Raw genomic sequence first — 21,851 nt, forward strand, 5'->3', positions numbered from 1 at the left:
ATCCGACTCGGCAAAGGCATCAAGGCGGCAGACACTGTACTGACACGATCCGGTGACCATCTGACGTTGACCTGGGGGACTGATGCCATCACCATCGAGTATTATTTTTCGTCTATCAGTTACCACATCGAAAAGATCGCCTTCGATGATGGCACGACCTGGGCCTATGCCAACCTGGCGTCCCGCCTGACCCAGACCGGCACTGCCGAAAACGAAAACTGGACAGGATTCTTTGACCAGAGCAATCGCATGGTTGGCTTGGCAGGAAATGATTTGCTCTATGGCGGCCAACTTGCAGACACCATCGACGGCGGCGACGGCAATGACGGTCTCTCAGGCAATGGTGGCAATGACACGCTCATCGGCGGCAATGGATACGATTCGCTCCGTGGCGGCAACGGGAACGATACGCTGATCGGCGGCAAGGACAGCGATTATCTGAGCGGTGATGCAGGCAACGACGTCTATGTCTTCAATCGGGGGGATGGTGCCGATACTATCAACGACTCCGACAGCACTGCTGGCAATATTGACACCATCCGACTCGGCAAAGGCATCAGCGCGGCAGAGACCGTCCTGACGCGATCCGGTAACCATCTGACGCTGACCTGGGGAAGTGATGCCATCACCATCGAGCATTATTTTTCGTCCGCTAATTACCACATCGAAAAGATCGCCTTCGATGGTGGCACGACCTGGTCCTATTCCAGCCTGGCGTCCCGCCTGACCCAGACCGGCACTGCCGAAAACGAAAACTGGACAGGATTCGCGGACCAGAGCAATCGCATGTTTGGCTTGGTAGGAAATGATTTTCTCTACGGCGGCCAAATTGCAGACACCATCGACGGCGGCGATGGCAACGACAACCTTTACGGCTACGCCGGCAACGACACCCTCTTCGGCGGCAATGGCAGTGACGCGCTCATTGGTGGCGACGGCGCGGATACGCTGTCCGGCGGCAAAGGCAATGATTACCTCAGTGCTGGCGCAGGAAACGACATCTACGTCTTCAATCTGGGCGATGGCGTCGATACCATCAGCAACGATGATTACAATCCCGCCAACATCGACACGCTCAATTTCGGCGCCGGCATTACCAGTAAGCGCTTGAGCTTCAGTCATGTCGGCAATAATCTGGAGATTTCGGTGAGCGGCACTGGAGACAAGACGATCATCGAAAACTGGTATCTCGGCAGCGCCTACCAGATCGAGCGAATCAGTACTGCCGACAATGTCACCATCCTCAATACTGACCTGGAACGACTGATTCAGCCGGTGAGCGGCATTAGCACCCTGTCATTCAGCACCGCCGTACTAGCGGCATAAGAACCACCGGCAGCAAAAAACTGGCAGAAAGATCGGTCGCTGCCTGCCATGGCGCTCAGCATGACTACAGACCCGGGCATCGTCGACCCCGGGCTGCTTTGAGGGAAGGCGCCCCGCCTTCCCTCACTCCAGATGCAACTCCAGCATCTCCACCGGCAAACTCCCCAGAATCTCCGCCACGGCGATGCTGCCACCCCGTTCGCCATCAGGCATGGCGCATTCCTCCAGCTGACCCTGGCCGCTGGTGAGCACGCTGCGCCAGAGTCGCATGCCCTGCCCGGCCACATGCGACAGTGACTGCGGGAGCGCGATGCTGGTATCGCCCCAGGCCTGGGCAGAGATCAACGGCAAGGCTTCTTCACGACGTCCTTCGAAGGACAGCAGGTGGCCCGCCAGTCGGGTACAGATGACGACCACCGCCTGCAGGCCCTGCGTTTCATCGCCCTGCTCCACCGGCAGCAATCTGGCAAAGGCGATGACGTGGCGCGCCAGCTTGCCATGGGCCGTGAGGGGGATGTATCCACCATCGGCGAAGAGTGGCGCATGGCGGCGCCGGTACTGCAGCACCGCATGGATCAGTTGCTGCTTGGCGGCGCCGCTCTGCCATTCGCGCAGGGAGACCGGGCGGCTGGTGGCTTCGTCCAGGCGACGCGCGCGCAGGGCGAAGTCCACCGGTCGGCGATTGTCGGGGTCGACCATGCTCAGGTCCCAGAGCTCGCTACCCTGGTAGAAGTCCGGCACCCCTGGGCTGGCCAGCTTGAGCATGGTCTGCGACAGGCTATTGATGGCACCCAGCGGTCCCAGGCGACGTACGAAGTCTTCCAGCTCGGTGAGGAAGGAATGATGGCGCGGGTCCAGTCCGGGGTCGCACAGCAAGGCGCGGGTGAAGCGTTCGCAGGCGTCTTCATAGTCGTGCTGGGGCGCCACCCAGTCGCTGCGCCGCTTGGCTTCGCGCAGGGCCTTGCGCTGCCATTCGATGACGCGTTCGGCCAGTTGGCCCAGGGCGCTCAAGTCGTCGTCGCCGGCACGCATGCCATCGGGCCAGGCACCTACCAGCGTCTGGTAGAGCATGCTTTCGTCGACGGCGTCGATGCCGCCCTGCGGGCCGGCGGTGGCCGCGACGATGGGGGCATTGAGTTGATGCCAGTGGCGCAGTACGGTGGCCCATTCCTCGGCGATCTCGGAGAGTGCGGCCAGGCGCATGCGGGCATCTTCGCCGCGCTTGTGGTCGTGCGTACCGGTGGCCAGGAGGCTGTAGGGCGTCTGTTCGGCGCGGCGCGCAGCCAGCTGGTGGAAGTGCGCCACGGAGAGCGAGAGGTGGGCCGGTTCGGCGCCCACTTCGTTGCGCGACAGCAGGCGCCCATAGCGATAGAAGGCGGTGTCTTCCATGGACTTGGCCGTCAGCGGCGGCGTCAGTTGCTGGAAGCGGGCGATGGCGCGCAGTTGCAATGCGCGGCGGCGGGCGTCGCTGGTATTGAGCAGCAGATCCCCACCCAGCCAGCCTTCCACCACGTGCAGGGTCGGCTGATCGGCAGCATGCAGGGTAGCCGCTGCGGTGCGGGCGGTGCGGGCCAGCAGTTCACGGTCCAGGGCGGGCATGCCTTCGGCGTTGGCGTAGGTGCGATAGACCGGGAAATGCACCAGCAATTCGGCCACGCAGCGACGGATGGACATCAGTGTCAGGTCGCGGGTCTGCGTGGCGGTGCGGGCGAGCTGGTGCAGGCAGTGCGTGAGGGCATTGAATTCGGCGGCGAAATTGCGCACCAGAAAACTGCGGCGCGCCTGCTGCACGATGGTCGGGAAATGGCTGAGTTCGCCCGCCGCATGGCCCTGCATGTGATCCACCGTCGGCGTGACTTCGCCAACGATGTCGCGCCACAGTTCGTCCAGCACCGGTTCGCCTTCGCCGTCGTGCAGGACGGCGGCGCACTGGTCCATGAATTCATAGCCGGTGCTGCCATCGAGCGCCCAGCCGGGCGGCAACATCTCGTCGCCGGCCAGGATTTTTTCGGCGATCAGATAGGGTTCATGGTCGGGTCGCAGGCTGCGCAGACGCGCACGCAGGCGCTGGCAATAGGCGGCCGGGTCGGTCAGGCCGTCGATGTGGTCCAGGCGCAGGCCGTCGATGAGACCTTCCCCATAGAGGCGGAATATCTCGGCGTGCATGGCCTCGAACACATCCTCGCGTTCGACCCGCATGCCGACCAGTTCGCTGACTTCGAAGAAGCGGCGCCAGTTGATTTCGTCAGCCGCATTGCGCCAGTAGGCCAGGCGGTAATGCTGGCATTCCAGCAGTTCGTGCATGGCGCTACGTCCATGCGGCTGCACGGCGGAGAAGGCTGCCAGGGCGGCGTCGATATCGGCCAGCACATCGGGGTCGGCGGCCAGGCTGCGCATCAGATTGCAGGCCTCCGCTGCCTGGCGGTACTGCTCGGGGTGACCGGCTTCGACCGCCTGGAAGGCGCTGATGAGCTCCGCCAGGCGTGGGCTGCCGGCGGTCTCCAGCACCACCGCGTGGTCTTGCATGGCCAGGGGGAAGACGTTGTCGTGGTGCGCCACATAGAGCTCGCCCCGTTCGGTATCCAGGCGTAGCACCAGTTCGCCGGCTTCCAGTGCCTCGGCATAGGGCTGGCCGAGGAAAGGCAGCAGGACCTTGCCGGCCAGGGCCGGGTCGGCACTGTCCCACTCGATGTCAAACCAGTCGGCGTGGTGGCTGTGACGGCCCCAGCGCAGCACATCCTGCCACCAGGCATTGTGTTGGCCCACGGCCATGTGATTGGGGACGATGTCGACGATCACCCCCATGCCCTTGGCATGCAGGCGCTGGCACAGCTGGCGCAGGCCCTTCTCGCCGCCCAGTTCGGGGTTGATGCGGGTGGCGTCCGCCACGTCGTATCCATGGGTGGAACCGGGACGGGCGACCAGGATGGGTGACAGGTAGTAATGGCTGACGCCCAGGCGATGGTAGTAATCCACCACCTCGGCGGCATGTTCGAAACGGAAATCGCGATGCAGCTGCAGACGGGCGGTGGCGCGCGGGATGTCATTGCGGTCACTGCGCTCACGGCGGTCACTGCGCTCACCATGCGGATGGGGTGCGGTCGGGTCGGGCATCAGGTCTCCTTGGGGCCGCAGCCGCGCACGCGGCGCAGGCGTTCCAGCCTGGCCCGGGCGGCATAGGCGGCAAACAGCTGTGGCGTATCGGCCGGCAGGCGGCGGCGCCAGTTGGGGTGGGGGTCGGTCAGGCCGGGCAGATTGGGTTGCTGGCTCAGGCCGAGGATGTCTTCCACCGGTACCACGGCCAGCGGCGAGGGCGTGGCAGCCACCATGTCCAGTGCGGCGTCGACGGCGATGGCGCAGTCTTCCAGGGTGGCGGGATGGTGTTCTTCAGACACCTCCTCGACGAGGGCCTGTGCCACCTCTGGCAAGGGGCCGCTGGCCCGTCCCTGCTCGACCAGGCTGTGCCACAGCTGGCGGCGGTCCTGGCTGCGCTGTTCCTGCGCGGCGGTCACGCCTTCATCCAGATGGCCGAGGCGGTCGCGCCAGGCGATGTCGGCACCGGACCACCATCCGGCCACGGTGGGCAGGTCGTGCGTGGTCGTCACGGCAATGGCCTGATCCGACCAGTCGGCCGGCGGCAGGAAGCCGGTTTTGTCACGCTGGAACCAGAGCACGCGGATGCCCGCCACGCCCGCCGTATCCAGTGCCTGGTCGAAGCCGGGCGGCACGGTGCCGAGGTCTTCGCCGATGACCACGGCGCGGTGGCGCCAGGATTCCAGCGCAATCAGGCGCAGCAGGTCCTGCTGCGGATAGCTGACGTAGGCACCGGCATCGGCGTCCAGTCCTTGCGGCACCAGCCAGAGGCGGTTCAAGCCAAGCACGTGGTCGATACGCACGCCGCCGCCCTGGGCGAAGCAGGCGCGCAGCATCGCCAGGTAGCCCTGGTAGCCGGTGCGGCGCAGGGCCAGTGGCGAGAACGCGCCCAGCCCCCAGTTCTGGCCTTGCGGGGCCAGGCGGTCCGGCGGCGCGCCCACGGTCAGGCCGGCGGCGATCTCGGCCTGATGGCTCCAGGCCTGGCTGCCGCCATTGTCGGCACCGACGGCGAGGTCGGCGATCAGGCCGATGGGCATGCCGGCATCGCGGGCGGCCTGCTGGGCCTGGCCCAGTTGATGCGCCGCCTGCCATTGCAGGAACAGGTGGAAATCGATCTCGCCGGCATGCTGCTCGGCGAAGGCGCGCATCTCGGGGGTCTCCGGATGCAGGCCAGCCTGGCCCCATTGGCGCCAGTCGCAACTGCCGGCCACGCCTTGCGCGGCCAGGTGGTGGCTATAGGCCTCATACAGCGCATGCGCATGCAGGGCCGCGCCCCCGGCACTCTGGAAGGCCTTGAAAGCGGCCTGATGGTGTGCGTGCTGTCCCTGCCCCGCCTGTTCGGTACGGAATAAGGCGTACAGGCGGCGCAGCAACGTCAGGCGATGCGCACCGGCACGCTGCCAGTCGATCAGGCTGGCCTGCTGCAGGCGCTCATGGGCGGCGATCATTTCCGATCCCCCCTCGGCCAGCACCTGGGCCTGGGCCTCTTCGCCGAGAATGCCGGCAGGGTCGATCAGGAAGGGGTTGAGGAACAGCCGGCTGGAAGGCGAATAGGGGCTGCTGCGACCGGGGTCGGCGGCAAACATGGCGTGCAGTGGCGACATCGCCAGCGCTGCCGCGCCGTACTCGGCTGCCATCGGTGCCAGCGCCTTGAGCGCGCCGAAATGCCCGATGCCGCCGTCGCCGTAGATGGTGCGGGCCGGGTTCAGGCTGTCGCTGCGCAGACCATAGACCTGGGCCGCCAGTGCCCAGCCGCGCTCGCTGCCACGGTCGGCCAGGGCGTCGGCAATGGTGTAGCAGCGCGCGGGGGCGATGGCCAGCGTGAGGATATGGCCGGCCACCAGCAGACGGTGATAACCGGGCACCTCGATGGGCGGCAAGGTCGGCGGGCGGTTCAGGTCGGAGGAAATCAGCAGCATCAGGCGTGCGCCGTTTTCCAGCTCCACGCGGCATGACAGGCCGTGCAGGCGCGAATGCATGGGCAGCGCCACCGGCTGGTGCAGCACCCCGGTCAGCAGCGGTGGCAGGTAGCCGACCGCCTGCTGACGATCCAGCTCGGCCAGGCTGTCGCGACAGTCGCCGGGGGTGGCACAGGGCAAGCCCAGTGCGGCCAGGATGGCGCGCAGCGCGTCTTCCTGCACCACCTGCGGCTGGTCGTAGGCATCGGTCCATTGGACGGCGATGCCGGCCTTGCGTGCCAGGCGATAGAGATCGCTTTCCTGGGTGGCCGGGCGGGGCACGGGAGCTGACATTCGGGATGGCGCGGCTTCGCGCATGAGAGTGCTGCTCATGTCGGTCTCCCGATAGGCTGGGTCGACATCGTGTCCGAGGCCGGTTCACGCAGGGCCAGGATGGCGTGCGGCGGGAATGTGCCCTCGGCCAGGGTTTCCAGCACGGCACCACTGTCGAAGAGCACATCGGCGCCAGCCGGATGGGCCAGTTGTTCCAGCGACTCCTGCAGCGGCTGCTCATCCAGGTTGACCGTGATGTTGAGCACGCTGCCGTTGGACAGGCGCCAGCGCGCCTGCACCGCCTTGGGACCGATGGCACGGGCCTCCAGCGCGCGCGCGCCGCGCAGGTAGGGTGCGATATGCAGCTTGCGGATATGCAGCAGCTCGGCCACACGGCGCAGGCAGGCCGCCGAACCCGGTGCCGGACCCGGCTCGGGGATGGATGAGACGAAGGTGGCGAAGCTGTTGGGATCGGGAATCTGCTCCAGCAACTGCGGATCGGCGAACTGCGGGAAGCGGGAAAACTCGCGTCGCCGCCCTTCCCGCACGGCCGTGGCCAGGGCCTCGTCCTGATGGCTGGTGAAGTACAGGAATGGCTGCACGGCACAGAATTCCTCGCCCATGAACAGCATCGGCACTTGCGGCGCCAGCAGGATCAGGGCCTGTGCGGCATGCAGGGCCAGCGGATGGGCCAGTACGGTGAGCCGTTCACCGAAGGCGCGGTTGCCGATCTGGTCGTGGTTCTGCAAGAAGTTGACGAAGGCCGTGGGCGGGAGCTCGGCGCTGGGTTCGCCGCGAGGCTCACCGGAGTACGGAGAGACCTCGCCCTGGTAGACGAAGCCCTGCTGCAGGCAGCGTGCCAGTTTCTCGGCCGGCTGTTCAGCGTAGGCGCTGTAGTAGCCGCCGTCTTCACCGGTCAACAGCACGTGCAGGACATGGTGTGCGTCGTCATTCCATTGGGCATCGTAGACATGGCTGGTACGCGGCCGCACTTCGCCCTGATCGGGATCGGCAACCTGTTCGCCCTGGCCACCATAGCCCAGCAGATGGGCGGCATTGCCGTCGTGTTCCAGCACCAGGTGGACATGACGTTCGGTGCCGATCTCCTGGCGGATACGGTGACCCAGGCTGACCAGCCAGTCCGGCTCGCAGATGGCGTGCACGGCATCCAGGCGCAGGCCGTCGAAGCGGTATTCCTGCAGCCAGTAGAGGGCATTGAGGGTGAAGAAATCGGCCACCTCGGGGCGCCGGAAATCGATGGTCGCCCCCCACAGGGTGTTGCTGTCGTGCCGGAAGAACTCCGGAGCATAGCTGTTGAGATAGTTGCCGGCCGGGCCGAAGTGGTTGTACACCACATCGAGGAACACCATCATCCCCAGGCCATGCGCGGTATCGATGAGCGCCTTGAGTTGTTCGGGCGTGCCATAGCTGGCGTCCGGGGCGAAGGGCAGCACGCCGTCATACCCCCAGTTGTGGGCGCCGGGGAATTCGGCCACCGGCATCAGTTCGATGGCGGTGATGCCCAGCTCGGCCAGTTCCGCCAGGCGCTGCTGGATGCCGGCAAAGCCACCCATGGCGCCGGGATGGAGCTCGTAAAGCACCGTTTCTTCCCAGGGCCGGCCTTGCCAGTGCGGGTATTGCCATTGGTAGGCGTGGGCATCCACCACCACGCTGGGATCGAAGACGTCCCCGGCCTGCCCGCGCGAGGCCGGATCGGGGACGGTGACTTCACCCTCCACCTTTGAGTGCAGGACATAGCGATAGAGGGTGCCGGGTTCGCAGGCGGTGTCCAGCAGGTACCAGCCCGGCGCCGCGGAATCGGGTGACATCGGCAGGCGGCCGCCTCCGGTGATCTCCACCGCAGCGGCATCGGCGCCAGGTGCCCAGATGCGAAAACGCACCTGGCCAGGCGCCGTGACCTGGGCGCCAAAAGGCAGCGGCAGCGAAAAGCGGGCCGTCATGCGCGCTCTCCCCATTCATTGCGGGCAATCCATTCATTGGCCGCCAGTGGATAGATGGCCGAGGACAGGTGCAGCGGCCGGTTGGCGAACACCTGCAGGCTGTGGGCCTGTACCTGCACCGTGGCGCTGCCCTGCACCCTTGCTGCGGCACCCTCGCCTTCCGGCATGCCGGTGGGCTGGGCGCTGTCCAGCAGCAGGCAGTATTCGCCTTCGGTGCGCGGGAAGTGGAACTCGATGGGCTCATGGCCGGCATTGACGAAGATCATCAGCACATCGGGGGTGGCTTCGGGAATGTCGCCGGGCGCATCGGTATTGGCGGCATCCTGGATGCGCGAACTCAGCTGTTTGTGCGCCTCCTGGCGCTTGCCGGCCAGTTGCAAGGTGATGGCGCGGGCCACCGGATTGTTCCAGTCCTCGCTGGAGACCGGGTGCGCCGCCTCGTCGAACCAGGCCACATCGGGCAGGCCGTCGGCCACCATCTGCGCACCATGCAGGAAATAGCTGGCGCGCAGGACCTCGAAGTCGCGGCGGATGGCGGTGACGCGGCCCACGAAGGCGGTCAGCGCAGCGCCTTCGGGCGAGCGGGCCTGCTCCCAGTTGATCCAGGAAATCTCATTGTCCTGGCAGTAGGCATTGTTGTTGCCGCCCTGGCTGCGGTTGAATTCGTCACCGGCCAGCAGCATCGGCGTGCCTTGCGCCAGCAGGGTCGAGGCCAGCATGGAGCGTTGCACATTGGCGCGGGTGGCCTGGATGGCGGCATCGTCGGTCTCGCCTTCGGCCCCCCAGTTGTAGCTGGCGTTGTCGTTGTGGCCGTCGTTGTTGTTCTCGCCATTGGCCTCGTTGTGCTTGCCGTTGTAGCTGACCAGGTCACGCAGGGTGAAGCCGTCATGCGAGGCGATGAAGTTGATGCTGGCCCAGGGCTTGCGGCGATGGTGTTCGAACAGCTCGGCCGAACCCAGCATGCGCTGGGCGAAGCCGCCGCGCATGGCCTCGTCGCCCTTCCAGAACTTGCGCATGTCGTCGCGGAACTTGTCGTTCCATTCGCCGAAACGGGCTGGATGGTTGCCCAGCTGGTAGCCGCCGGGGCCGATGTCCCAGGGTTCGGAAATGAGCTTCAGGCGCGAGAGCACCGGGTCCTGCAGCAGCGCATCGAAGAAGCCCGAACCGGGGTCGAAGCCATGCGGCTCGCGTCCCAGGGTGGAACCGAGGTCGAAGCGGAAGCCGTCTATATGGAAGGACTGCGCCCAGTAGCGCAGTGAATCCAGCACCATCTGCAACACCCGAGGGTGTGACAGGTTCAACGTGTTGCCACAGCCGGTGTCATTGATGTGATAGCGCTCCTGGCCGGGCATGAGGCGGAAGTAGCTGGCATTATCCAGCCCCCGGAAGGACAGCGTGGGGCCCAGTTCGCTGCCGCAGCTGGTGTGGTTGTAGACGACGTCGAGGATGACCTCGATACCGGCGCTGTGCAGGCGTCGCACGGCCATGCGCAGTTCGTTGGGGTCGCCCATGGACATGTAGGACGGCTCAGGCGCGAAATACGAGAGCGTGCTGTAGCCCCAGTAGTTGCTCAGGCCACGCTCGACCAGGAAGCTGTCCTGCAGGAAGGCATGCACCGGCATCAGTTCCAGTGTGGTCACGCCCAGGCGCAGCAAGTGGTCGATGAAGGCCGGATCGGACAGCGCGGCGAAGGTGCCGCGTTCGTGCGGCAGCAGGTCTTCGCGCATCCTGGAGATGCCCTTGACGTGGGCCTCATAGATCACGGTCTTGTTCCACGGCACCTGCGGCAGGCGGTCATGTTCCCAGACGAAGGCGTCTTCGGTGACCATGGCCTTGGGCATGGCCGCGGCGCTGTCGCGCCGGTCGAAGGACAGGTCGGCGCGGGCCGAATGCAGGCGGTAGCCATAGAGCGCATCGGTCCAGCGCACCTGACCCACCAGGCGCTTGGCATAGGGGTCCAGCAGCAGCTTGTTGGGGTTGAAGCGATGGCCCTTGTTGGGTTCGTAGGGGCCATGGGCGCGGAAACCGTAGACCAGGCCGGGGGCGGCACCGGGCAGGTAGCCGTGCCACACCTCGTCGGTGCATTCGGGCAGCTGGATGCGCTTGAGTTCGCGCTTGCCGGAAGGGTCGAACAGGCAGAGATCCATGCGGGTGGCGTTGGCCGAGAACACCGCAAAATTGACCCCCAGGCCATCGGAGCTGGCGCCCAGGGGGTAAGGCATGCCTGGCATCAGGCGATCAGGAAAGGCGACACTCATTTCAGGACTCTCTACGCAGGATCAGGGTGGACAGCGGCGGCAGGTTCAGTTCGATGGAGTTGGGGTGGCCATGCCAGCCCATGTCCTGCACCTCGACCCGGCCCATGTTGCCGCTGTTGCTGCCGCCATAGACGGCGGCATCGGTATTGAGCACTTCGCGCCACACACCGGGCTGGCCCGGTGCGATGGGTGGCACGCCAATGCGGTAGTGGGTGCGTGGCACCGGGGTCAGGTTGACCACGATGAGCACCGGCGGTCCCTCGTCGGCGTAGCGGAAGTAGGCCAGCACGCTGTTGACGCTGTCGTCGCCGACCGCCCAGGAGAAGCCGTCGGCGCGGCAGTCGCGCTGGTGCAGTGCCGGTTCGCTGCAATAGAGATGGTTCAGGTCGCTGACCAGCTGGCGCAGCTGGCGGTGGCCGGCCGGGTGGCCGCCATGTTCGTCCAGCAGGTGCCAGTACGGCGACTTGTCGTGGTCGAACTCGTCGGGCTGGCCGAATTCACTGCCCATGAAGAGCAGCTTCTTGCCCGGGTGCGTCCACATGAAGCCATAGTAGGCGCGCACGTTGGCGAAGCGGCGCCATTCGTCGCCCGGCATCTTGTTGAGCAAGGCGCGCTTGCCATGCACCACTTCGTCATGCGAGATCGGCAGGATGAAGTTTTCCGAGAAGCCGTAGAGCAGACCGAAGGTCATGTCGTGGTGGTGATAGCGGCGGAACAGCGGGTCATGCTGCATGTAGCGCAGGGTGTCGTTCATCCAGCCCATGTTCCACTTGTAGTGGAAACCCAGGCCGTGATGATCGGCCTCGTCCTTGACTTCGGCGGTCACGCCCGGCCAGGAGGTGGATTCCTCGGCAATCATCAGCGCGCCCGGGCAGCGCTGGGTCACGACGGTGTTGAGCTCGCGCAGGAAGGCCACGGCTTCCAGGTTTTCGCGTCCGCCATGGATGTTGGGCACCCATTCGCCGGACTTGCGGCTGTAGTCGCGGTAGAGCATGGAGGCCACGGCGTCCACGCGCAGGCCGTCGACGTGGAAGTGTTCCAGCCACTCCAGGGCGCTGGCGATCAGGAAACCACGCACCTCATTGCGGCCGAGGTTGAAGATCAGGGTATTCCAGTCCTGGTGGAAACCTTCGCGGGGGTCGGCGTGTTCGTACAACGCGGTGCCGTCGAACTGCGCCAGGCCATGCTGGTCGCTGGGGAAATGCGCCGGCACCCAGTCCAGCAGCACGCCGATGCCGGCCTGGTGGCAACGGTCGACGAAGGCGGCGAAGCGCTCCGGTTTGCCGAAGCGGGCACTGGGCGCGAACATGCTGATCGGCTGGTAGCCCCAGGAGCCACCGAAGGGATGTTCCATCACCGGCATCAGTTCGATATGGGTGAAGCCCATGCCGACCACGTAGGGGATCAGCTCATCGGCCAGCTCATCCCAGGTGAGGTTGCGATGCGCCTGTTCAGGCACGCGGCGCCAGGAGGCGGGATGCACCTCGTAGATGGACATGGGCGCCGAGCGCGACTGGCGCTGGGCACGCTCGGCCATCCACTGCTGGTCCTGCCAGACATAGGGACGGGCATCGGCCACCACCGAGGCGGTGGCCGGCGGCGGCTCGGTCGCGCGCGCCACCGGATCGGCCTTGAGCGGCAGCAGTACGCCGTCCCGGCCGAGGATTTCGTATTTGTAGACGTCGCCAGGGCCGATACGGGGGATGAACAGCTCCCACACGCCGGGCTCATGGCGCAGGCGCATCACGTGGCGGCGCCCGTCCCACTGGTTGAAGTCGCCCACCACCGAGACGCGCTCGGCATTGGGCGCCCACACGGCAAAGCGGGTGCCGGGCACGCCATCGATTTCCATCGGGCGCGCCCCCAGGCAATCGGCCAGTTGACGATGGCGACCTTCCTGCAGCAAGTGCAAGTCCAGCTCGCCCAGCAACAGGCCGAAGGCGTACGGGTCTTCGGTGCTCTGCACGCTGCGGTTGCCGTCGGGGATATGCCAATCCACTTCCAACACATAGGGGACCTGGTAGCGGCGCTGCTCCAGACCGGTGACGACACCGCTGAAGAAGCCGCTGGGCGAACCGTTGAGCGGATATTGCTGCAGTTCTCCCAACAGGGCGCCGCTATGCCGGCAGCGCACGCGGACCGCTTCGGCACCGGGGTGGAAGCAACGAATGGCGCTGACGCCGCTGGCCTCGCGCGCATAGCGGGGGCCGAGCAGGCAGAAAGGCTGGTTCAGGCGCCCTGCCAGCAGGGCTTCCAGCAGGCCCTGCTCTTCAAAGGACAGGGACAGCGCGGTTTTTTCGAGGGGAGGAAGGGACGGCTCCGGGCTTGCGCCGGGGGCATGATGGGGGGGCGCCGAGCTGGCGTCGGAAGACGAATCCGCGGAGTCCAGGGATTCCCTATACGCCATGACAGACATGCCGGACATGCACACTCCTGTTGTTGTTATCTGGGTTGATCGAAATATCGATAGTCAGCATCCGGCGCACCGCGTGGCGGCACGCCGGCAAACACCTTCCCTGCCGCGTCCCTGATGGATGCAGGGACGCGGTCGGGCTTGAAAGAAAATTGTCAAAAGACGGCCGCAGCTGCCACGGCTGCAGCGACGCAATCAGGCCGCCGCCACGGCCGAAGTTCCGGCAACCACACCCGCCAGGGCCGCTGCAATGGCCGCTGCCGGACTGACCATGCCAGCCACCCGCTCATGGGCAACTGCGCCCTGGGCGACCTGCGCGGCCGGCCGCTCCACCGGCAAGGGACGCGGGGCAAACAGTGGGCGCACGGCCATGTCCGCCACGTGGGCATAGGCGTCGATGTAGGCGCGGGTGGGGCCGGCCCAGTCGCAGTCGATGCTCATGGCATTGCGCTGGATGGACTGCCAGCGCTCGTTGTCGCTGTAGAGCGCAAAGGCGCGGGCGACGGCGTGCTGCATGTCTTCCACGCGCTCGCCTTCGAACAGCACGCCGGTGGCGCGTTGCGGATCGAGATCGGCGTCGCATACGGTATCGACCAGACCACCCACGCGGGAGCCGATGGGAATGGCGCCATAGCGCATGGCATACAGCGGGGTCAGGCCAAAGGGCTCGAAACGGGTCGGGTGCAACAGCATGTCGCTGCCGGCATGCAGCGCATGGGCGCGCCGCTCGTCATAGCCGATATGCACGGCGATGCGGCCAGGATACTGGCGGGTGAGGGCCAGGAAGGCGTCTTCGTAGTCATGGTCGCCGCAGCCCAGCACCACCACCTGCAGGCGCGGATGGCGCTCCATGATGCCCGGCAATGCCTCGATGACGACGTCGGCCATCTTCTGGTGCGAGATGCGGCTGCCCAGGCCCATCACCGGGGCGAAGGGATCGACCGGCAGGCCGAACAGCTTTTGCAGGTCGCGCTTGCAGGCAGACTTGCCCTTCATGTTGCCGACGCTGAAATTGCGGGCGATCAGCGGATCGTTGGCGGGGTTCCACAGCTCGGCGTCAATGGCATTGGGGATGGCGCGCAGGTCCAGCTTGCGGAAGGACAGGATGCCGTCCATGCCGCAGCCGAAGCGCGGGGTCATGATCTCTTCGGCATAGTTGCGGCTGACGGTGGAGACGCAATCGGAGAAGCGGATGCCGGCCTTGAGGAAGGACAGCTTGCCCCAGTATTCCACGCCATCGCCGGTCAGCAGGTGCTGGGGAATACCGATCTGCTCGGCCGAGCTCAGCGCGAAATTGCCCTGGAAGGCCAGGTTGTGGATGGTCAGCATGGTACCGATGTGATCCAGCCCGCGCAGCTTCAGGAGGCAGGGAATCAGCCCGGCGTGCCAATCATTGGCGTGCACCACGTGCGGTGCCGGCAGGCTGGTCTCGCCGGCGCAGATGGCCACGGCCGCATGCGAGAGGTCGGCGAAGCACAGCGCGTTGTCGCTGAACTCCACGCCATCGGCATCGAGATAGGGGTTGGCGCCGCGCTGGCGGAAACGCGCGGTATCGAGCAGCAGTGCCGGCACGTCGGTGCCGGGGACCGTGCCGCGCAGGAGCCGGCCGGCGCCGCCGGGCAGCCCATGCTTGAGACCGATCTGTACCGTCTCGCCGAGATTGCGCACCGCCTCCGGATAGGCGGGCATGAGGATGCTGGCGTCGATGCCGACTTTGCGCAGCGCTACCGCCAAAGCGGTGATGACGTCGGCCAGGCCACCGGTCTTGACGAGCGGTACGGCCTCCGAGCTGACTAACAGAACTCGAGCTTGCAAGATGGACCCCTAATGTGTGAAAGCACCTGAGATGGAAAGCACCCTTGGCTCGTCGCATCGCATTGCATCTGCACCTCGGCCGGGCTTGATCCGGTGGCCGGGCGAAGACATGTCCTTGTTGTTATGTTGGCCTGGACAAACTTTTGAGCGCCGATGATTACGTTATACGGATCAGGATCAGCCCTCACTATCGGACAGCGGCCTGAGATCGCGTAGGATGAATCCTACTGTTGCAGCGCGGCGAAAAAACCGGAGCTGCACGCTGGGCAGAAATCCGTGTTGGTGACGAGGCCTGCTACCGCACTGCACGAAGACGCAAACGCCGACCGGGCCACGAAGCTCGGGCCGCAGTACGACGAATTGACGACGAATTGACGATGAAGAGGGTGCAGTGCCGGCGATTCAAGTGGCGGTGCTGGCGTGGCTGCCGTGGCTGCCGTGGCGAGTATCGCCGCTGCACGCGGTGATGAACCCCCACTTTAGCCAAAGGAGCCTGAAAGCCGCCAATTGAACCTCGCTATATGGGGACCAGCCCGATTGCGGCCCTGTATCCCTCATCCGTGGGAAGGGCCGCCCAAGCTCTGCCGTGCAGTCCACGGCATGGCTGGCTGGATCAGGCCTCGACCCGGAAGCCGATCTTCAGACCGACCTGGAAATGGCCGATGCTGCCATTTTCGACATGGCCACGGCATTGGGTGACCTCGAACCAGTCGACGTTCTTGACGGTCTTGACGACGTCGGCCAGGGCATTGCGGATGGCCTCGTCGCTGCTGTTGGGCGAACTGCCCACGACTTCTATGATCTTGTAGGTGTTGGAATTGTCGTGCTTGCGCTCGTTCATTGGGACTCCTTGCATGAGGTATGAGGGGATGGACGATTCAGCAAGGCTAGCCGCTCATGCCGGCAACCGGCATCGGCCAATGCCACCAGTTGGCGTAGGAATCGATGCGCAGGGATAGCGGGACTCGGGTACCAATCGGCAAGCTCGCGCATGGAGGGCCCGAAACTCACCTTGCATTGCTGCGCAGCAAATTCGAAGAGGATGGCAGGTGCTTATCCTTGCCCCACCCCAACATTTCGCGACTTCCTACAAAAATTTAGGTCCTCGAACACCTGTTGCAGCGCAGCTAAAACGGCTAATATGCATTCATCTGGCTTGCCAAAACGTTCACATATCGGCCGCGATGTTTCCGCGCCGGCCCCCTGCGGACGGGATTTGGCAGCCCTGCCCGTCGGCCCTGCCGGCCGCGGGTCTGCACAAGATTTTCATCCCTTGGAGAACATCATGTCGCAACTCAACCCTGGCATTCCAGGCAGCCCGCAGCAAGGGGCTCCCGTCAAAGCGATCAGCGCACCGCCGGAAGACCTGCAACACGTCAACGACGATGCCGCCGCCGCCCGCCACCTGACCGCCCTCCGCATTCGCGGGCAACTGGCGGAACTGGACAGCGAACGGCCACAGGCCTGAACTTCCCGGCGTCGTCGGTAGGACGCTGCGGCCAGTGCTCACGGGTCTCTACCCGGCGAGCACTGGCCGATTTTTTTAGAGCGTGTCGACTGCTGTGCCTGCGCTCTCAGGCTCAGGCGCCCTGCTCTCATGCTCAGGCCCTGTTCCTCCTGAAGCCATCAACGCAATCCCAGTCTGCGGGCCAGTCGGCTCAGGTTGGCCCGGTCCAGCCCCAGCTCGCGTGCGGCAGCCGCCAGGTTGCCCTGGTGTCGCTCCAGGCTGGCACCGACCAGCTCGCGCTCGTAGCGCTCCACTGCATCGCGCAGTGACAGAGAGAGCGGCCCCGGCGTGGCGCCGGTCGGATTGACTCCCGCGACAGCATTCCCCATTGCCGCGCTTGCATCGGACGCGAGCGCCAGCGGTGTGCGCAGGTCCAGCGCCTCGGCGTCCAGCGTGAGGATGGACGGACGCTGCGGCTGTGCTGCCAGGGCACGCAAGGCACAGCGGCCGACCAGATGTTCCAGCTCCCGGATGTTGCCCGGCCATGGGTAATCCTGCAGGGCGCGCTGGGCGTCGGCGGACAGCCGCAGGCTGGCCAGGCCCAGTCTGGCGCGGTTCTGCTCCAGGAAATACCCGGCCAGCAGCAGCACGTCGCGACCCCGCTCACGTAGCGGCGGCACCCGGATGGGAAAGACCGACAGGCGGTGATAGAAGTCGGCGCGGAAGTGACCGCGCTTGACCTCTTCGGCCAGGTCGCGATTGGTGGCGGCGATCAGGCGTACATCGACCCGATGTTCACGGTCCGATCCCACCCGCTGCAATTGCCCGCTCTGCAGTACCCGCAGCAGTTTGGCCTGCACCGCCAGCGGCAACTCGCCGACTTCATCCAGGAACAGCGTGCCGCCATCGGCCATCTCGAACTTGCCGCGACGATCAGCCACCGCGCCCGAGAAGGCGCCACGGACGTGGCCGAACAGTTCGCTCTCGACCAGAGTGTCGGGCAAGGCGGCGCAGTTCAGGCTGATCATGGGCTTGTGGGCGCGGGGCGAGGCGGCATGCAGGGCGTGCGCCACCAGCTCCTTGCCGGTGCCGGTTTCGCCGCTGACCAACACCGTCATGTCGCTGGGTGCGGCCATGCGTATTTCTTCCATCAGCTGGCGCTGGGCCGGGCTCTGGCCAATCAGTTCACGCTTGCCCTGGCTTTCCTCCAGCCCGAGACGATAGGCTTCGGCACGCTGGCGCGCCTGTTCTCCGGCTTGCGAGAGGTCACTGATGCGCTCGGCCACGTTGACGGTGGCGGCCGCCAGCGCGGCAAAGGCATGCAGCGAGGCCATGTCGACCCGGTCGAAGCGCCCCGGCCCCAGCGCATCCAGCGTGACCAGGCCCCAGGGACGGCCGTTGACGGTCAGCGCGCAACCCATGCAATCGTGCACTTCCAGCTGGCCGGAATGGGCGTCGTTGAGCCCGTCGACCAGCCCATCATAGGGGTCGGGCAAGCTGGAATCGGCCGGGAAGCGCGTCGGTGCAACATTGGCCAGCAGCACGCCGAAGCGCGGATGATCTGCCACCCGGAAGCGCCGCCCGAGGGTGTCGCCAGAAAGACCGTCGATGGCCAGCGGTACCAGCACCTCGCCCTCCAGCCGCAGCAGCGCGGCCGCGTCGCAGGGAAAGAGCGTGCGCAAGGTCTGCAGCAGGCGCCGATAGCGCTCCCGATCATCGATCTCCCGGGAGAGGTCGGCCACCAGCGGCAACAGCGCATCCAGCAAGGCCTTTGAGGTCATATTGACTACCGATAATGTGAATTAAAGTCATTATGACACAGGTATAAATGACATGGATATTTCCTAAGTCATTGATTTTATTGGGGCGGGATGATGGCACGGCTTTTGTAATACATCAGGGCAGACCGGTACTCCGGCACCTCCACTCCACCACTGAAAGGCCCAGCATGCTGACCGAAGCCCAACTCGCCATCGTCAAGTCCACCGTCCCCCTGCTCGAATCGGGCGGCGAGGCCCTGACCACGCACTTCTACCAGATGCTCATGCGTGACTATCCGCAAGTGCGTCCCCTGTTCAATCGCACCCACCAGGCCAGCGGCGACCAGCCACGGGCGCTGGCCAACGGCGTGCTGATGTATGCCCGCCACATCGACCGCCTGGAAGAACTGGGCCCCCTGGCGGCACAGATCATCAACAAGCACGTCGCCGTGCAGGTCATGCCCGAGCACTACCCGATGGTGGGCGATTGCCTGCTGCGCGCCATCCGCGAAGTGCTGGGTGCGGATATCGCCACCGATGCCGTCATCGACGCCTGGGGCGCGGCCTATGGGCAGTTGGCCGATATCCTCATCGGCGCCGAGCGCCAGCAGTACGACAGCAAGGCCGAAGCGCCCGGTGGCTGGCGCGGTGGCCGCCATTTCGTGGTCAGCCGCAAGGTGGCCGAGAGCGAGGAAATCACGTCCTTCTACTTCGTGCCGCAGGATGGCGGCAGCCTGCTGGACTTCGAACCGGGCCAGTACATCGGCCTGCGCATGATGGTCGACGGGGAGGAGCAGCGTCGCCAGTATTCGCTGTCGGCGCCGCTGCGTCAGAACGGTCAGCCGGCGCAGTACCGCATCAGCGTCAAGCGCGAAGCCAAGGGCAAGGTCTCGCGCCATCTGCATGACCAGATCCATGTGGGATCGGTGGTGGAACTGTTCCCGCCCTCCGGCGAGTTCACCTTGGCCGCCAGCGCCAGGCCGCTGGTGCTCATCAGCGGCGGCGTCGGCATCACGCCGATGATGAGCATGCTGGTCGCGGCCCTGCCCAGCGGCCGCCCGGTGCACTTCATCCACGCCGCCCGTCATGCGGGTGTGCATGCCTTCCGCGGTACGCTGGAAGAACTGGCTGCCCGCCATCCCCAGCTGCAGGTGCGCTTCTGCTACGAGAACCAGCGTGCCGGCGATGTGGCGCCGCATGCCCACGGCTTCATCGATGCCGCGCTATTGCAGCAGTGGCTGCCGGCCGATCGTGATGTGGACGCCTACTTCGTCGGCCCCAAGCCCTTCATGAAGGCCATCAGGCAGGCGCTGGAGGAACTGGGCGTACCGGCGGCGCAGGCGCGTTACGAATTCTTCGGACCCGCAGCCGCCCTGCAGTAATGCCCCTGCCCCCGCAGCCGGCCGACCTGGCCGGGTGCGGGTTCTTCCATCACCCATGAGCGAAACGATATGAACCTGGACAAATACCGCCGTGAACACGCCGACATCATCGGCCACGTACAACAACTCAAGGCCCTGTGCTCGCAGGGCATCGCCGAAGAGGCTGCCTCCATCGCCCGCGAAGTGATTGCGATGAGCTCGGTCATCAAGCTGCACCTGTCGGTGGAAGACCGCTACCTCTATCCCGCCATGCAGGAGGCGTCGCCCGCACTGGCCGCCAAGGCCAGGCATTATCAGGAGGAGATGCAGGACATCTCGGCGCAATACGCCCAGTTTTCGCGCCAATGGAATGACGCCCAGCGCATCGCGGAACAACCCGAACTGTTCCGTGCCGATGCCAATCGGGTGTTGAAGCTGCTGTTCGACCGCATTGGCCGTGAGAACCGGGACTTCTATCCCATGGTGGAAGCGGCGTAGCTTGTAGTGGGCGGCGCTGGCAGCCGGCGTCGCCCATTGCCCAACCTCGCTGCCATGCAGCAAAAAATTACCACTCTCTCGCCCAAATCCTAGCGCCATTGCCCTGATCACCTCTGATTATCAAGGCAGGATTGATTTCCGACAATTTTTCGCGACGCAGCAAATGCTAAGCTGGAGGCCCCTCCTCCTCCGAAAGAATTCATGTCCGAGAAACTCAGCGCCGAGCGCCACACCCCCGATGAGCTGACCCAGGAACTGGAAGCCCTGGACCTGGAGATCGTGCGCTTCGCCGTGATCTGCCAGGTGCGGCTGTTCGATCCGGGCGTGCTCAACCAGGTGATGGACAACAACGAGCAGATCTGCGGACAGTCCCACCCCACCGCCTTCCAGAGCCTGCGTGGCCTGCTCTACCTGCACTTTGACATGCACCGGCAACTGGCCCAGACCTATGGCACGGCCGACGCCGAAGAGATCATCCATCGCGTGCGCGAGCACCTGCGTCCGCGCATCGGCGAGCAACTGGGTTCGCTGTTCAATACCCGCGGCGCTGCAGGTTGAAAGCAGCGCCGCTCAAGCCACCAGGCGTTCCCCGAGGCTGGCGCCGGCGGCGAAATCGTTGAGGTTGTCGATGGTGGTCTGCATGATCTGACCGATGGCTTCCTCGGTGAAGAAGGCCTGGTGACCGGTAACGATCACGTTGGGAAAGGACACCAGGCGCTGGATCACGTCGTCGGTGATGATGGTGGAGGACAGGTCCTGGAAGAACAGGCTGGCCTCCTGCTCATAGACATCGATGGCCAGGCCGCGCAGCTGGCCGCTCTTGAGGGCAGCGATGGCGGCCTCGGTATCCACCAGCGCGCCGCGGCTGGTATTGACCAGGATGCAGCCGGGCTTGGTGACCGCCAGGGTCTGCGCATTGACCAGATAGCGCGTGGCCTCGGTGAGCGGACAATGCAGCGAGATCACGTCACTGGCCGCGAACAAGGCCTCGCGCTCCACGTAACGGCCGCCCAGTGCTTCGAAATCCGGATTGCGATGCACGTCGCTGCCCAGCACGGTGCAGCCGAAACCGGCCATGATGCGGGCAAACAGCGCGCCGATCTTGCCGGTGCCGATCACGCCCACGGTCTTGCCGTGCAGGTCGAAACCCATCAATCCATCCAGTTCGAAATTGCCTTCGCGCGTGCGCATGCTGGCGCGGGCGATCTTGCGGTTGACCGCCAGCAGCAGACCCACCGCGAACTCGGCCACTGAATAAGGTGAATAATCCGCCACCCGCGCCACCGTGATGCCCAGCCGGCGCGCAGCCTGGATATCGATATGGTTGAAGCCGGTGGAGCGGGTGGTGACAAAGCGTATGCCCTGGGCCGCCAAACGCTCCAGCACGGGTGCACCGAGATCGTCGTTGACGAAGGCCGCCACCGCCTCGCAGCCGCTGCACAGTTGGGCGGTATCGCTGTCGAGCCGATCCTGCAGGAACACCAGCTCGTGGCCCGCGCCAGACTGGGCATTGGCACGCAGGAGCAGGGTCTGGTCGTAGCGGCGGGCACTGTAGACGGCGGTTTTCATGGAGACCTTTCGAGACGGGTGGAGATCGGGAACGGTGGGTGGGCCGCAGAGCCGCACAAACGTGATGCGGCATTGCACCATATTTACGGCCAGCTTGCCTTGACGCAGTGCAGAACTAC

Annotated in this window: 14 protein-coding genes; 5 read left to right on the top strand and 9 right to left on the bottom strand. The window is 65.2% G+C overall.

What is annotated here, in order from left to right; translation table 11 throughout:
• Positions 1–1,326, top strand: a 1,326-nt coding sequence (locus tag HWE04_RS03680) for a calcium-binding protein (protein WP_274620041.1), incomplete at its 5' end; no start/stop codon positions are given.
• A gap of 123 nt (positions 1,327–1,449) precedes the next feature.
• Here the strand turns inward: HWE04_RS03680 and treY are convergent.
• From treY to HWE04_RS03715, 7 genes are all read right to left on the bottom strand, one after another.
• A complete protein-coding gene (gene treY, locus HWE04_RS03685) occupies positions 1,450–4,440 on the bottom strand; it encodes a malto-oligosyltrehalose synthase (protein WP_241811542.1) in 2,991 nt (996 codons plus the stop codon).
• A complete protein-coding gene (malQ, locus tag HWE04_RS03690) occupies positions 4,440–6,710 on the bottom strand; it encodes a 4-alpha-glucanotransferase (protein ID WP_241811543.1) in 2,271 nt (756 codons plus the stop codon). The genes treY and malQ overlap by 1 nt, the downstream gene beginning before the upstream one ends.
• Complete coding sequence (gene treZ / locus HWE04_RS03695; RefSeq protein WP_241811544.1) at positions 6,707–8,611, bottom strand: malto-oligosyltrehalose trehalohydrolase; 1,905 nt, start codon at positions 8,609–8,611, stop codon at positions 6,707–6,709. Before treZ ends, malQ begins: the two co-directional genes overlap by 4 nt.
• Positions 8,608–10,869, bottom strand: a complete 2,262-nt coding sequence (glgX, locus tag HWE04_RS03700) for a glycogen debranching protein GlgX (protein WP_241811545.1) — start codon at positions 10,867–10,869, stop codon at positions 8,608–8,610. The genes treZ and glgX overlap by 4 nt, the downstream gene beginning before the upstream one ends.
• 1 nt (position 10,870) lies before the next feature.
• Positions 10,871–13,294 carry a 1,4-alpha-glucan branching protein GlgB gene (glgB, locus tag HWE04_RS03705; RefSeq protein WP_241811546.1) on the bottom strand — a complete coding sequence of 808 codons (2,424 nt, stop codon included), beginning with the start codon at positions 13,292–13,294 and terminating at the stop codon, positions 10,871–10,873.
• Positions 13,295–13,477: 183 nt separating this feature from the next.
• Positions 13,478–15,097, bottom strand: a complete 1,620-nt coding sequence (gene glgA / locus HWE04_RS03710; RefSeq protein WP_241811547.1) for a glycogen synthase GlgA — start codon at positions 15,095–15,097, stop codon at positions 13,478–13,480.
• Positions 15,098–15,710: 613 nt separating this feature from the next.
• Positions 15,711–15,938, bottom strand: a complete 228-nt coding sequence (locus HWE04_RS03715) for a dodecin (protein ID WP_006463842.1) — start codon at positions 15,936–15,938, stop codon at positions 15,711–15,713.
• A 444-nt stretch (positions 15,939–16,382) separates the two neighbouring features.
• Between HWE04_RS03715 and HWE04_RS03720 the strand changes: the two genes are divergently transcribed.
• Positions 16,383–16,565: a hypothetical protein gene (locus HWE04_RS03720; protein WP_039875641.1), complete on the top strand. Its 183-nt coding sequence runs from the start codon at positions 16,383–16,385 to the stop codon at positions 16,563–16,565.
• 158 nt (positions 16,566–16,723) lie between these two features.
• Here HWE04_RS03720 and norR read toward each other — a convergent pair whose 3' ends face one another.
• A complete protein-coding gene (norR, locus tag HWE04_RS03725; RefSeq protein WP_241811548.1) occupies positions 16,724–18,325 on the bottom strand; it encodes a nitric oxide reductase transcriptional regulator NorR in 1,602 nt (533 codons plus the stop codon).
• A gap of 167 nt (positions 18,326–18,492) precedes the next feature.
• On the opposite strand from norR, the gene hmpA reads away from it, so the two are divergent.
• The 3 genes from hmpA to HWE04_RS03740 all read left to right on the top strand — a co-directional run bounded on the left by hmpA (position 18,493) and on the right by HWE04_RS03740 (position 20,721).
• Positions 18,493–19,686, top strand: coding sequence for an NO-inducible flavohemoprotein (hmpA, locus tag HWE04_RS03730; protein WP_241811549.1), 1,194 nt, complete (start codon positions 18,493–18,495; stop codon positions 19,684–19,686).
• Between the two features lie 69 nt (positions 19,687–19,755).
• A complete protein-coding gene (locus tag HWE04_RS03735; protein WP_241811550.1) occupies positions 19,756–20,163 on the top strand; it encodes a hemerythrin domain-containing protein in 408 nt (135 codons plus the stop codon).
• 201 nt (positions 20,164–20,364) lie between these two features.
• Positions 20,365–20,721: a hypothetical protein gene (locus tag HWE04_RS03740; RefSeq protein WP_006463847.1), complete on the top strand. Its 357-nt coding sequence runs from the start codon at positions 20,365–20,367 to the stop codon at positions 20,719–20,721.
• 12 nt (positions 20,722–20,733) lie between these two features.
• On the opposite strand, the gene HWE04_RS03745 is transcribed toward HWE04_RS03740, so the two are convergent.
• The gene (locus HWE04_RS03745) at positions 20,734–21,732 is read right to left on the bottom strand and encodes a 2-hydroxyacid dehydrogenase (RefSeq protein ID WP_241811551.1); all 999 of its coding nucleotides are present in this window, start codon (positions 21,730–21,732) and stop codon (positions 20,734–20,736) included.
• Positions 21,733–21,851 lie beyond the last annotated feature (119 nt).

Origin of the sequence: Herbaspirillum sp. C7C2 (assembly GCF_022627865.1) — a bacterium.
Taxonomy (GTDB): domain Bacteria; phylum Pseudomonadota; class Gammaproteobacteria; order Burkholderiales; family Burkholderiaceae_D; genus Herbaspirillum; species Herbaspirillum frisingense.

Bases quoted from the DNA above. Each gene is read 5' to 3' on its own strand.
- HWE04_RS03720 (WP_039875641.1), top strand. From the start codon at position 16,383: ATGTCGCAACTCAACCCTGGCATTCCAGGCAGCCCGCAGCAAGGGGCT.
- glgX (WP_241811545.1), bottom strand. From the start codon at position 10,869: ATGAGTGTCGCCTTTCCTGATCGCCTGATGCCAGGCATGCCTTACCCC.
- glgB (WP_241811546.1), bottom strand. From the start codon at position 13,294: ATGTCCGGCATGTCTGTCATGGCGTATAGGGAATCCCTGGACTCCGCG.
- HWE04_RS03745 (WP_241811551.1), bottom strand. From the start codon at position 21,732: ATGAAAACCGCCGTCTACAGTGCCCGCCGCTACGACCAGACCCTGCTC.
- treY (WP_241811542.1), bottom strand. From the start codon at position 4,440: ATGCCCGACCCGACCGCACCCCATCCGCATGGTGAGCGCAGTGACCGC.
- HWE04_RS03740 (WP_006463847.1), top strand. From the start codon at position 20,365: ATGTCCGAGAAACTCAGCGCCGAGCGCCACACCCCCGATGAGCTGACC.
- HWE04_RS03735 (WP_241811550.1), top strand. From the start codon at position 19,756: ATGAACCTGGACAAATACCGCCGTGAACACGCCGACATCATCGGCCAC.
- norR (WP_241811548.1), bottom strand. From the start codon at position 18,325: ATGACCTCAAAGGCCTTGCTGGATGCGCTGTTGCCGCTGGTGGCCGAC.
- treZ (WP_241811544.1), bottom strand. From the start codon at position 8,611: ATGACGGCCCGCTTTTCGCTGCCGCTGCCTTTTGGCGCCCAGGTCACG.
- hmpA (WP_241811549.1), top strand. From the start codon at position 18,493: ATGCTGACCGAAGCCCAACTCGCCATCGTCAAGTCCACCGTCCCCCTG.
- malQ (WP_241811543.1), bottom strand. From the start codon at position 6,710: ATGAGCAGCACTCTCATGCGCGAAGCCGCGCCATCCCGAATGTCAGCT.
- HWE04_RS03715 (WP_006463842.1), bottom strand. From the start codon at position 15,938: ATGAACGAGCGCAAGCACGACAATTCCAACACCTACAAGATCATAGAA.